Origin of the sequence: Enterobacter sp. BNK-13 (assembly GCF_048685015.1) — a bacterium.
Lineage (GTDB): Bacteria > Pseudomonadota > Gammaproteobacteria > Enterobacterales > Enterobacteriaceae > Enterobacter > Enterobacter quasiroggenkampii.
Map to the genome: position 1 here is coordinate 4201535 of NZ_JBLQTP010000001.1, position 12011 is coordinate 4213545.

Below are 12011 nucleotides of genomic sequence, written 5' to 3' on the forward strand. Positions count from 1 at the left end.
GTTAGCCCCCAAGTTTCGATTTATCGCGCACCGCGCCTTTATCTGCACTGGTGGCAAGGCTCGCGTAGGCGCGCAGGGCGAAGGAGACTTCACGCTGACGGTCTTTCGGCGTCCAGGCTTTGTCGCCGCGCGCTTCCTGCGCTTCACGACGGGCCGCGATCTCCTGGTCGCTCAGCTTGAGCTGAATGCCGCGATTCGGAATGTCGATTTCGATCAGGTCGCCGTCTTCGATGATGGCGATGTTGCCGCCGCTTGCCGCTTCCGGCGAAACGTGACCGATGGAGAGACCAGAGGTCCCGCCGGAGAAACGCCCGTCGGTGATCAGCGCGCAGGCTTTACCGAGGCCCATCGATTTCAGGAAGGTGGTTGGGTAGAGCATCTCCTGCATACCCGGGCCGCCTTTTGGCCCTTCATAACGGATGACCACCACATCGCCTTCCACCACTTTACCGCCGAGGATGGCGTCTACCGCTTCATCCTGGCTTTCGTACACTTTCGCCGGACCGGTGAATTTCAGGATGCTGTCGTCCACGCCAGCGGTCTTCACGATGCAGCCATTTTCCGCAAAGTTACCGTACAGCACGGCCAGACCGCCGTCTTTGCTGTAGGCGTGTTCCAGCGAGCGGATGCAGCCTTCGGCGCGGTCATCGTCCAGGGTGTCCCAGCGGCAATCCTGCGAGAATGCCTGCGTGGTACGAATACCGGCAGGACCGGCGCGGAACATTTTTTTCACCGCGTCGTCTTTGGTCAGCATCACGTCGTACTGGTCCAGCGACTCCGGCAGCGTCAGCCCGAGCACGTTCTTCACGTCACGGTTCAGCAGCCCGGCGCGATCCAGCTCGCCGAGGATACCGATGACGCCACCGGCACGGTGCACGTCTTCCATGTGGTACTTCTGCGTACTTGGCGCGACCTTACACAGCTGCGGCACTTTACGGGAGAGCTTGTCGATGTCGCTCATGGTGAAGTCGATTTCGGCTTCCTGCGCGGCGGCCAGCAGGTGCAGAACGGTGTTGGTGGAACCGCCCATGGCGATATCCAGGGTCATGGCGTTCTCGAATGCCGCTTTACTGGCGATGCTGCGCGGCAGCGCGCTGGCGTCGTCCTGCTCGTAGTAGCGTTTGGTCAGCTCAACGATACGTTTACCGGCGTTGAGGAACAGCTGCTTACGGTCGGCATGGGTCGCCAGCAGCGAGCCGTTGCCCGGCTGAGACAGACCCAGCGCTTCGGTCAGGCAGTTCATGGAGTTCGCCGTGAACATACCGGAACAGGAGCCGCAGGTCGGACACGCGGAGCGTTCCACCTGATCGCTCTGCTCGTCAGAAACCTTCGGATCCGCACCCTGAATCATCGCATCGACCAGGTCGAGCTTGATGATTTTGTCGGAGAGCTTGGTTTTCCCCGCTTCCATTGGGCCACCGGAGACGAAGATCACCGGAATATTCAGTCGCAGGGAGGCCATCAGCATCCCCGGGGTGATTTTGTCGCAGTTGGAGATACAGACCATCGCATCGGCGCAGTGGGCGTTAACCATGTACTCCACCGAGTCGGCGATCAACTCGCGCGACGGCAGTGAATAGAGCATGCCCCCGTGGCCCATCGCGATACCGTCATCCACCGCAATGGTGTTGAACTCTTTCGCCACGCCGCCGGAGGCCTCGATTTGCTCGGCAACCAGCTTACCCAGATCGCGCAGGTGCACATGGCCCGGTACGAACTGGGTGAAGGAGTTCACCACGGCGATAATTGGCTTGCCGAAATCGGCGTCGGTCATTCCGGTGGCGCGCCACAGTGCGCGGGCACCCGCCATGTTACGGCCGTGGGTGGTGGTGGCTGAACGATACTTAGGCATGCTTTATTTACTCCCGTCTGACTATGTAATGGGACGGTGCGTGCCGTCCCAAATTTATATTTAGTGATTAACCTGATCCAACCAGCCGTATTTATCTTCTGTTTCGCCGGTGAAGAGGCCAAAGAACGCTTGCTGAATGCGTTTGGTGACCGGGCCACAGCGGCCTTCGCCCACCTGGATACCGTCTACGCTGCGTACCGGCGTGATTTCAGCCGCAGTACCGGACATAAACACTTCATCGGCCAGATAGAGGGATTCGCGGGACAGCACCTGCTCGCGCACTTCGATACCGAGGTCTTTCGCCAGCTTGATGATGGCGTCACGGGTGATGCCCGGCAGCGCGGACGAGGTGAATGGCGGCGTAAACAGAATGCCGTCTTTCACTTCAAACAGGTTTTCACCTGCGCCTTCGGAGATGTAGCCATTTACATCGAGCGCGATACCTTCCTGGTAGCCGTGACGGCGTGCTTCGCTGCCGACCAGCAGGGAAGAAAGGTAGTTACCGCCTGCTTTCGCGGCGGTCGGGATGGTGTTTGGCGCAACGCGATTCCAGGAAGAGACCATTGCGTCGATCCCCTGCTCCAGGGCTTCTGCACCCAGATAAGCCCCCCACGGGAACGCGGCAATGATCACATCCGTGGTATAGCCCGCTGGCGGGTTCACGCCCATACCGACGTCGCCCACGAAGACCAGCGGACGAATATAGGCGCTGGTCAGGTTGTTCTTACGGATCACGTCGCGGCAGGCTTCCATCAGCTCATCCACGCTCTGAGATACCGGGAAACGATAAATTTTGGCTGAGTCATGCAGACGCTGCATATGTTCACGATGGCGGAACACCACTGGCCCTTTGTGAGAATCGTAGCAGCGGATGCCTTCAAACACGGAGGTACCGTAATGCAGCGCGTGGGACATCACGTGGACCTTCGCGTCCTCCCAGCGAACCATCTCACCGTTGAACCAAATGTAATCAGCTTTTTTTGTCGTCATTTTTTCGTCCTGTCACGCTTAAGCGCGGATTTGTTGTGATGTGGTTGTGCTCTGGCAGATGGCAACATGGGCAACGTCTACCAGCTTTGATAACTGACTAAACAGTAAGTCGACCGACCGCGGGCTGGCAACGGTTAATTCGATACTGATGTTTTGGGCGTCAGTGGCCGTCTCCATATTCATAGAGCAAATCTGAAAACCACGATGACGCACCACACGCAAAACGCGCTCTAAGGTTTCCGGGTTGAAGCGAGCCTGTACGGCGACCTGATGCTGCATCATGATAATTTCTCCATCATTTGTGAGTTACTGGCACCAGGCGGTACCAGCGGCCAGACGTTCTCGAGTTCGTCGATTGAGACATGAAGCAGGTAAGGCCCCTCGCTGTTCAGCATGGTGTCGAGCGCCGCTTCAACCTGATCTTTACGGGTGATGTGCTGACCAGGGATGCCAAAAGCGCTGGCCAGCGTGAGGAAATCGGGGTTATCGGTAAGGGTCGTTTCGCTGTAACGCTCCTGGAAGAACAGCTGTTGCCACTGGCGAACCATCCCTAAACGCTGGTTGTCGAGCAAGACGATTTTCAGCGGTAACTGCTTGCGCTTAACGGTGCCGAGCTCCTGAACGTTCATCATGAAGGAGCCGTCACCGGAGATACAGATTACGGTATCGTTCGGGCGGGCAACCTGTGCGCCAACGGCGGCTGGCAGACCGAAGCCCATCGTCCCTAACCCGCTGGACGTGATGAAATTCTCCGGACGGGTGTAGGTCATGTGCTGGGCTGACCACATCTGATGCTGGCCGACATCGGTCGTCACCACGCTGTTTGCCGGTTTACGGTCGGACAACTGCTTCAACAGCAGCGGCGCGTAGATGGCCTCGCCCGGATGATCGTAACGCCAGGCATGTTCAGCGCGCATATCGGCGGTGTGCTGACGCCATGCGTTGATATCCAGCGGCTGCTGCAATGCCGGTAAAAGCGCGTTGAGATCGCCCTGCAGCGCGACGTGCGCCTGACGCAGCTTGTTCATTTCCGCCGGGTCGATATCCATATGGATGACTTTGGCGTTCGGCGCAAAGGTATTCAGCTTGCCGGTAACGCGGTCGTCAAAACGGGCACCGACGGCGATGAGCAGATCGCACGCCTGCACCGCCAGGTTTGCCGCTTTAGTGCCGTGCATCCCGAGCATGCCCAGATAGTACGGGTAGTCTGCATCTACCGCACCCAACCCTTTCAGCGTGCAGGTGGCAGGCATTTGCGTTACCGCAATAAATTCACGCAGGGCGGGAACGGCCTGCGCCATGCCTACGCCACCGCCAACGTACAGCATCGGCTGTTTTGCCTGCGCCAGCATCTGACGCGCCTCTTCAACTGCCGCATGCGGAAACGCGTCGTCGCTTCGAACGGTGGAGAAGTGCGGCTCCAGTTCGCCGAGTGCGACCTGGATATCTTTCGGGATATCCACCAGAACCGGGCCAGGGCGGCCGGAGCTGGCTACCTCGAATGCTTCAGCCATGACGCGCGGCAGCTCTTCCAGAGACTGAACGAGAAAACTGTGTTTGGTACAGGCCAGCGATAAACCCAGTACATCGACCTCCTGAAAAGCGTCGGTACCGATGAACGGAGATGCCACCTGCCCGGTGATGGCAACAACGGGAACAGAATCCAGCAGCGCGTCAGCCAGGCCGGTGATCAGGTTAGTTGCGCCAGGGCCTGACGTCGCCATACACACGCCGGTTTTACCGGTCGCGCGGGCGTAACCAATGGCCGCCATCACTGCGCCCTGCTCGTGTCGGCACAAGAGATGTTCCACGCCGCCGTCATACAGTGCATCGTAAATCGGCATAATTGCGCCACCTGGATAACCGAATACTGTCTCGACTCCCTGCGCGCGCAACGCATGTACTACCCACTGTGCCCCATTCATAGTTAGTTCCCCGTCATAAATCGGGAGAAACAGAATTTTGTGCTAGTCGTCATTCTCTGCTCCTCATCTGCGTTTTTTAGTCATAAAAAAACCCCCGGACCTTTCGGTGCGGGGGTCTTAGTTCGTTAAGGCTTGATTTCTAAGCCTTTCCTCGTCCAAGTGCAGCCCCGCACGGTGGGATAATAATCACCACCACGCTAATCACGACCAGGCTAATCACTCGTAGAAGGGCTGTCATTTTCAGTTCTTTTTGCATCTTGTTCGAAGGAATACCTAAAGAGGTATCACAGTTTTCAAATTAAACACAAGATTTATTTATGACGGATTTGGTTAGCCCGCGAATCATATTTCTTAAAAGCGTTGTTTTATATACGGAAATTAGAAAATGAATATTTTTCATTTTTTTACTGTGGTGCTAACCGTCAAAACAGGATTTTTTCGTTATGCGAGGAGCTTTCCACGATTATGAAATTGTTGCAATGCGCCATTAAAACCCCTGAACAAGCGGCGTAAATTCACGAAATGGCAATAAACAAACATAACGAGCACTGACATAGTCACACCAGGAGGTAGTGCAAATGTCACTGTCAGTTGTTTATACGCGTGCGGCCCTCGGGGTAAAGGCACCGCTTGTTTCCGTAGAGGTGCATTTGAGTAATGGGCTGCCCGGACTCACGCTTGTCGGGTTACCTGAAACGACGGTTAAAGAAGCCAGGGATCGCGTCCGTAGCGCAATAATAAATAGCGGTTATACCTTCCCTGCGAAGAAGATCACCATCAACCTTGCTCCCGCCGACCTGCCTAAAGAAGGGGGACGATACGATTTACCTATCGCAATTGCCCTTCTCGCGGCTTCTGAGCAGCTTAATACGACAAGGCTAGGCTCGTATGAGTTCGTGGGTGAACTCGCGCTCACAGGCGCGCTGAGAGGCGTTCCCGGCGCGATATCAGGAGCGCTGGAGGCCATACGAGCAGGCCGGCAAATCATTGTGGCCAATGAAAACGCATCAGAAGTGAGTCTTATCGCGGAAAAAGGATGCCTCATCGCGGGACATTTACAGGAAGTTTGTGCCTGGCTGGAAGGACGACATGAACTGTCCGAACCGGAGGAGTGTGACGAGGTTATAGCCGACGTCCCGGAGGATCTCAGCGAGATTATGGGACAGGAGCAAGGGAAGCGGGCGCTGGAGATTACGGCCGCAGGGGGACACAATCTTCTGTTGATTGGCCCGCCAGGTACGGGGAAAACGATGCTGGCGAGCAGGCTGAGCGGGCTGCTTCCGCCGCTTAATAATCATGAAGCGCTGGAAAGCGCTGCCATCTATAGCCTCATCAGTTCTGCATCGTTGCAAAAACAGTGGCGCCGTCGTCCTTTTCGTTCCCCACATCATAGCGCTTCACTGACGGCGATGGTCGGCGGCGGGTCTATCCCCGGCCCGGGTGAGATCTCACTGGCGCACAATGGCATTTTGTTTCTCGATGAGCTGCCCGAGTTTGAGCGCCGCGTGCTGGATGCGCTGAGAGAACCTATTGAATCTGGCGAAATACATATCTCGCGCACGCGGGCCAAAATAAGCTATCCCGCACAGTTTCAACTGGTCGCTGCGATGAATCCCAGCCCGACGGGCCACTACCAGGGCAACCATAACCGCTGTACGCCGGAGCAGACGCTGCGCTATCTGGGAAAGTTATCCGGTCCGTTCCTCGACCGTTTCGATTTATCTCTCGAAATCCCGCTTCCTCCTCCGGGCCTGCTCAGGCAGACGGGCATCACGGGTGAAAGCTCTGCGAAGGTACGCGAGCGGGTGATCGCCGCCCAGGCACGACAGTACACTCGCCAGAACAGGCTAAATGCGCGGCTGGATAATGCCGGCATCCGGCAGTTTTGTGCCCTTAACTGTGAGGATGCGGTATGGCTGGAGGAGACGTTGACGCGCTTTGGGCTATCTATACGTGCGTGGCAGCGTTTGCTAAAAGTGGCCAGAACCATTGCTGACGTGGAGGGATGTACTGACATTGAGAGGAAACACTTGCAGGAGGCGCTGAGCTATCGCGCTATCGATCGTTTGCTGCTGCATCTGCAGAAGTTGCTGGCATAAAAAAAGGGGCCGTAGCCCCTTCTTATCATCTTAGTCATCAGACTCGGTGTAGTCTTCTGCACCTTCCATCTGCGGCTTACCGCCAGACAGCGTATGGAAGCGCTTTGGACGCTTAATGCGTGCCATATACTTGATCCACACACGTTCCGCTTCAGACTGCGGCTCACGCTCACCACGGCAAACAGAAACAAACTGTTTTTCGTCTTCGGTTGCAGGTTCACGCTTACCCAGATCCAGCTCGTTAAAGGCATAACCATGGCGCTCAAGCAGTTGAGCTTCTTTGATGGTGAAATCGCCGTGACGAGAGAACCCGCGCGGATAATGTTTATTGTCGAAAAAACGATTAGTCGTCGTAAAGCTTTCCGCCATCCTACACGCTCCTAATTCTTTGGCCGAGCTATTTATGGCGCGGAGTATTAGTTACGCTTGACAGAGTGTAAAACAAAACATTTAAATCATAACGACAAATAATTTTGCGGAGAAAGATGTGGATACGGAATTGCTTAAAACTTTCCTTGAAGTGAGCAGAACACGCCACTTTGGGCGAGCAGCGGAAGCCCTTTACCTGACGCAGTCAGCAGTCAGTTTTCGTATTCGACAGCTGGAAAATCAACTGGGTGTGAATCTTTTTACCCGCCATCGCAACAATATTCGCCTCACGCCCGCCGGTGAAAAACTGCTGCCGTACGCAGAAACGCTGATGAATACCTGGCAGGCGGCACGCAAAGAGGTTGCACATACTTCGAGGCATAATGAGTTCTCGATAGGGGCCAGCGCTTCCCTGTGGGAATGTATGCTAAGTCAGTGGCTTACCCGGCTTTATCACTCTCATAGCCACCTGCAATTTGAAGCCAGGATTGCGCAACGGCAGTCGCTGGTTAAGCAACTTCATGAGCGCCAGCTTGATCTTCTGATCACAACCGAAGCCCCCAAGATGGACGAATTTAGCAGCCAGATCGTCGGTCAGTTTGGCCTGGCGCTTTATGCCTCTGAACCGTCGATGATGAAGGCAGACCTGACCTATTTGCGCCTCGAATGGGGGCCAGATTTTCAGCAGCATGAGACGGGATTGATTGCACCTGATGATGTTCCACAGTTAACGACCAGCTCTGCGGAGATCGCCTGTCAGCAACTGCCCTTGCTGAGAGGTTGTACCTGGTTACCTGTTCGCTGGGCAGACACTAAAGCGGGGCTGCATACGGTGTTGGATTCCACCACGCTTACCAGACCGCTGTATGCGATTTGGCTGCAAAACAGTGATAAGCAGTCACAGATAAAAGATCTGTTAAAAATCAATGTTATGGATTGATACATCAGCCAGCAGGAATGCTGGCTGAATAGTAAGAAGAGGCGTTTTTACAGGATTACGGGCAAAAAAAATCCTTTGCCGAAGCAAAGGATTATATATGGCAGGGGCGGAGAGACTCGAACTCGCGACACCCGGTTTTGGAGACCGGTGCTCTACCAACTGAGCTACGCCCCTAAAGTTTTTTGCCATTAAGCCTGCCAGTAAGGCAGGCTTAATGTCTTAATAAGTGGCGGAACGGACGGGACTCGAACCCGCGACCCCCTGCGTGACAGGCAGGTATTCTAACCGACTGAACTACCGCTCCACCGAAGACTGCTTGTAACCACCGGATTAATGCACCGGCTTACTACTTAATTTGATGCCTGGCAGTTCCCTACTCTCACATGGGGAGACCCCACACTACCATCGGCGCTACGGCGTTTCACTTCTGAGTTCGGCATGGGGTCAGGTGGGACCACCGCGCTAAAGCCGCCAGGCAAATTCTGTTTATCTGTATCAAGGCTGAATTTTGATTGTTCGTCTCTTCGCCAAAACATCTTCGGCGTTGTAAGGTTAAGCCTCACGGTTCATTAGTATCGGTTAGCTCAACGCATCGCTGCGCTTACACACCCGACCTATCAACGTCATCGTCTTTAACGTTCCTTCAGGAGACTTAAAGTCTCAGGGAGAACTCATCTCGGGGCAAGTTTCGTGCTTAGATGCTTTCAGCACTTATCTTTTCCGCATTTAGCTACCGGGCAGTGCCATTGGCATGACAACCCGAACACCAGTGATGCGTCCACTCCGGTCCTCTCGTACTAGGAGCAGCCCCCCTCAATTCTCCAGCGCCCACGGCAGATAGGGACCGAACTGTCTCACGACGTTCTAAACCCAGCTCGCGTACCACTTTAAATGGCGAACAGCCATACCCTTGGGACCTACTTCAGCCCCAGGATGTGATGAGCCGACATCGAGGTGCCAAACACCGCCGTCGATATGAACTCTTGGGCGGTATCAGCCTGTTATCCCCGGAGTACCTTTTATCCGTTGAGCGATGGCCCTTCCATTCAGAACCACCGGATCACTATGACCTGCTTTCGCACCTGCTCGAGCCGTCACTCTCGCAGTCAAGCTAGCTTATGCCATTGCACTAACCTCCTGATGTCCGACCAGGATTAGCTAACCTTCGTGCTCCTCCGTTACTCTTTGGGAGGAGACCGCCCCAGTCAAACTACCCACCAGACACTGTCCGCAACCCGGATTACGGGTCTACGTTAGAACACCAGCCATTAAAGGGTGGTATTTCAAGGACGGCTCCACGCAGACTGGCGTCCACGCTTCAAAGCCTCCCACCTATCCTACACATCAAGGACCAGTGTTCAGTGTCAAGCTATAGTAAAGGTTCACGGGGTCTTTCCGTCTTGCCGCGGGTACACTGCATCTTCACAGCGAGTTCAATTTCACTGAGTCTCGGGTGGAGACAGCCTGGCCATCATTACGCCATTCGTGCAGGTCGGAACTTACCCGACAAGGAATTTCGCTACCTTAGGACCGTTATAGTTACGGCCGCCGTTTACCGGGGCTTCGATCAAGAGCTTCGCGTTGCCGCTAACCCCATCAATTAACCTTCCGGCACCGGGCAGGCGTCACACCGTATACGTCCACTTTCGTGTTTGCACAGTGCTGTGTTTTTAATAAACAGTTGCAGCCAGCTGGTATCTTCGACTGATTTCAGCTCCACCCGCAGGGGCTTCACCTACATATCAGCGTGCCTTCTCCCGAAGTTACGGCACCATTTTGCCTAGTTCCTTCACCCGAGTTCTCTCAAGCGCCTTGGTATTCTCTACCTGACCACCTGTGTCGGTTTGGGGTACGATTTAATGTTACCTGATGCTTAGAGGCTTTTCCTGGAAGCAGGGCATTTGTTACTTCAGCACCGTAGTGCCTCGTCATCACACCTCAGCGTTAAAAGGTACCGGATTTACCTGGAACCTCCGCCTACATGCTTAAACCGGGACAACCGTCGCCCGGCTAACATAGCCTTCTCCGTCCCCCCTTCGCAGTAACACCAAGTACAGGAATATTAACCTGTTTCCCATCGACTACGCCTTTCGGCCTCGCCTTAGGGGTCGACTCACCCTGCCCCGATTAACGTTGGACAGGAACCCTTGGTCTTCCGGCGAGCGGGCTTTTCACCCGCTTTATCGTTACTTATGTCAGCATTCGCACTTCTGATACCTCCAGCATGCCTCACAGCACACCTTCAACGGCTTACAGAACGCTCCCCTACCCAACAACACATAGTGTCGCTGCCGCAGCTTCGGTGCATGGTTTAGCCCCGTTACATCTTCCGCGCAGGCCGACTCGACCAGTGAGCTATTACGCTTTCTTTAAATGATGGCTGCTTCTAAGCCAACATCCTGGCTGTCTGTGCCTTCCCACATCGTTTCCCACTTAACCATGACTTTGGGACCTTAGCTGGCGGTCTGGGTTGTTTCCCTCTTCACGACGGACGTTAGCACCCGCCGTGTGTCTCCCGTGATAACATTCTTCGGTATTCGTAGTTTGCATCGGGTTGGTAAGCCGGGATGGCCCCCTAGCCGAAACAGTGCTCTACCCCCGAAGATGAGTTCACGAGGCGCTACCTAAATAGCTTTCGGGGAGAACCAGCTATCTCCCGGTTTGATTGGCCTTTCACCCCCAGCCACAAGTCATCCGCTAATTTTTCAACATTAGTCGGTTCGGTCCTCCAGTTAGTGTTACCCAACCTTCAACCTGCCCATGGCTAGATCACCGGGTTTCGGGTCTATACCCTGCAACTTAACGCCCAGTTAAGACTCGGTTTCCCTTCGGCTCCCCTATACGGTTAACCTTGCTACAGAATATAAGTCGCTGACCCATTATACAAAAGGTACGCAGTCACACCACGAAGGTGCTCCCACTGCTTGTACGTACACGGTTTCAGGTTCTTTTTCACTCCCCTCGCCGGGGTTCTTTTCGCCTTTCCCTCACGGTACTGGTTCACTATCGGTCAGTCAGGAGTATTTAGCCTTGGAGGATGGTCCCCCCATATTCAGACAGGATACCACGTGTCCCGCCCTACTCTTCGAGTTCACAACCTGTGTGCTTTCGTGTACGGGACTGTCACCCTGTACCGTGCGACTTTCCAGACGCTTCCACTAACACACAAGCTGATTCAGACTCTGGGCTGCTCCCCGTTCGCTCGCCGCTACTGGGGGAATCTCGGTTGATTTCTTTTCCTCGGGGTACTTAGATGTTTCAGTTCCCCCGGTTCGCCTCGTTAACCTATGTATTCAGTTAACGATAGTGCAACGAATTGCACTGGGTTTCCCCATTCGGACATCGCCGGGTCAAAGGTTCATATCACCTCGCCGGCGCTTTTCGCAGATTAGCACGTCCTTCATCGCCTCTGACTGCCAGGGCATCCACCGTGTACGCTTAGTCGCTTAACCTCACAACCCGAAGATGTTTCATCTTCTGATTGCGAAAATTTGAGAGACTCGAACACACCTTAAAGATGTGTCGTTTCAATTTTCAGCTTGATCCAGATTTTTAAAGAGCAAAACTTCGCAGTGCACCTTTTCAGGTTCACTCTGAAGTTTTCTTGGGTTCGCAGTAAAAGATGGTGGAGCTATGCGGGATCGAACCGCAGACCTCCTGCGTGCAAAGCAGGCGCTCTCCCAGCTGAGCTATAGCCCCATCGTTTTGCAATCTCTGTACCGCTCATCCTTTAAAAGGAGTTTGGTAGGCCTGAGTGGACTTGAACCACCGACCTCACCCTTATCAGGGGTGCGCTCTAACCACCTGAGCTACAAGCCTGCAGAGATTTTTACTGC

The 12011-nt window shown here is 54.5% G+C and carries 9 protein-coding genes, 4 tRNA genes and 2 rRNA genes; 2 read left to right on the plus strand and 13 right to left on the minus strand.

Annotated elements, in window-relative coordinates:
* Nucleotide 1: 1 nt before the first annotated feature.
* From ilvD to ilvL, 6 genes are all read right to left on the minus strand, one after another.
* Entirely contained in the window at nt 2-1852 is a 1851-nt protein-coding gene (ilvD, locus tag ACMGGQ_RS20280; protein ID WP_045909248.1) for a dihydroxy-acid dehydratase, read from the minus strand.
* 60 nt (nt 1853-1912) lie between these two features.
* Nucleotides 1913-2842 (minus strand): branched-chain-amino-acid transaminase, encoded by a 930-nt coding sequence (ilvE, locus tag ACMGGQ_RS20285; RefSeq protein ID WP_023309654.1) that lies wholly within the window; start codon nt 2840-2842, stop codon nt 1913-1915.
* Nucleotides 2843-2860: 18 nt separating this feature from the next.
* Nucleotides 2861-3124, minus strand: a complete 264-nt coding sequence (gene ilvM / locus ACMGGQ_RS20290) for an acetolactate synthase 2 small subunit (protein ID WP_006179206.1) — start codon at nt 3122-3124, stop codon at nt 2861-2863.
* Entirely contained in the window at nt 3121-4767 is a 1647-nt protein-coding gene (gene ilvG, locus ACMGGQ_RS20295) for an acetolactate synthase 2 catalytic subunit (RefSeq protein WP_045909249.1), read from the minus strand. Before ilvG ends, ilvM begins: the two co-directional genes overlap by 4 nt.
* Before the next feature lie 2 nt (nt 4768-4769).
* Nucleotides 4770-4820 carry a peptide IlvX gene (gene ilvX, locus ACMGGQ_RS20300; RefSeq protein ID WP_166792073.1) on the minus strand — a complete coding sequence of 17 codons (51 nt, stop codon included), beginning with the start codon at nt 4818-4820 and terminating at the stop codon, nt 4770-4772.
* 86 nt (nt 4821-4906) lie between these two features.
* The gene (ilvL, locus tag ACMGGQ_RS20305) at nt 4907-5005 is read right to left on the minus strand and encodes an ilv operon leader peptide (protein ID WP_001311244.1); all 99 of its coding nucleotides are present in this window, start codon (nt 5003-5005) and stop codon (nt 4907-4909) included.
* Nucleotides 5006-5345: 340 nt separating this feature from the next.
* Between ilvL and ACMGGQ_RS20310 the strand changes: the two genes are divergently transcribed.
* A complete protein-coding gene (locus tag ACMGGQ_RS20310) occupies nt 5346-6866 on the plus strand; it encodes a YifB family Mg chelatase-like AAA ATPase (protein ID WP_420290436.1) in 1521 nt (506 codons plus the stop codon).
* A 30-nt stretch (nt 6867-6896) separates the two neighbouring features.
* On the opposite strand, the gene ACMGGQ_RS20315 is transcribed toward ACMGGQ_RS20310, so the two are convergent.
* Complete coding sequence (locus ACMGGQ_RS20315) at nt 6897-7235, minus strand: DUF413 domain-containing protein (protein ID WP_008501577.1); 339 nt, start codon at nt 7233-7235, stop codon at nt 6897-6899.
* A gap of 118 nt (nt 7236-7353) precedes the next feature.
* On the opposite strand from ACMGGQ_RS20315, the gene hdfR reads away from it, so the two are divergent.
* Nucleotides 7354-8175: an HTH-type transcriptional regulator HdfR gene (hdfR, locus tag ACMGGQ_RS20320; RefSeq protein ID WP_024907953.1), complete on the plus strand. Its 822-nt coding sequence runs from the start codon at nt 7354-7356 to the stop codon at nt 8173-8175.
* Nucleotides 8176-8273: 98 nt separating this feature from the next.
* Here the strand turns inward: hdfR and ACMGGQ_RS20325 are convergent.
* The 6 genes from ACMGGQ_RS20325 to ACMGGQ_RS20350 form a co-directional block, all read right to left on the minus strand.
* A tRNA-Trp gene (locus tag ACMGGQ_RS20325) sits at nt 8274-8349 on the minus strand.
* Nucleotides 8350-8402: 53 nt separating this feature from the next.
* A tRNA-Asp gene (locus ACMGGQ_RS20330) sits at nt 8403-8479 on the minus strand.
* Between the two features lie 56 nt (nt 8480-8535).
* A 5S ribosomal RNA gene (rrf, locus tag ACMGGQ_RS20335) occupies nt 8536-8651 on the minus strand.
* A 72-nt stretch (nt 8652-8723) separates the two neighbouring features.
* Nucleotides 8724-11627 (minus strand): 23S ribosomal RNA (locus tag ACMGGQ_RS20340).
* A gap of 171 nt (nt 11628-11798) precedes the next feature.
* Nucleotides 11799-11874: transfer RNA gene (locus ACMGGQ_RS20345), tRNA-Ala, on the minus strand.
* A 43-nt stretch (nt 11875-11917) separates the two neighbouring features.
* A tRNA-Ile gene (locus tag ACMGGQ_RS20350) sits at nt 11918-11994 on the minus strand.
* Nucleotides 11995-12011 lie beyond the last annotated feature (17 nt).

What these genes read in the sequence shown, in the direction of transcription:
- ilvD (WP_045909248.1), bottom strand. Translation starts at nt 1,852, where the DNA reads ATGCCTAAGTATCGTTCAGCCACCACCACCCACGGCCGTAACATGGCG.
- ilvE (WP_023309654.1), bottom strand. Translation starts at nt 2,842, where the DNA reads ATGACGACAAAAAAAGCTGATTACATTTGGTTCAACGGTGAGATGGTT.
- ilvM (WP_006179206.1), bottom strand. Translation starts at nt 3,124, where the DNA reads ATGATGCAGCATCAGGTCGCCGTACAGGCTCGCTTCAACCCGGAAACC.
- ilvG (WP_045909249.1), bottom strand. Translation starts at nt 4,767, where the DNA reads ATGAATGGGGCACAGTGGGTAGTACATGCGTTGCGCGCGCAGGGAGTC.
- ilvL (WP_001311244.1), bottom strand. Translation starts at nt 5,005, where the DNA reads ATGACAGCCCTTCTACGAGTGATTAGCCTGGTCGTGATTAGCGTGGTG.
- ACMGGQ_RS20310 (WP_420290436.1), top strand. Translation starts at nt 5,346, where the DNA reads ATGTCACTGTCAGTTGTTTATACGCGTGCGGCCCTCGGGGTAAAGGCA.
- ACMGGQ_RS20315 (WP_008501577.1), bottom strand. Translation starts at nt 7,235, where the DNA reads ATGGCGGAAAGCTTTACGACGACTAATCGTTTTTTCGACAATAAACAT.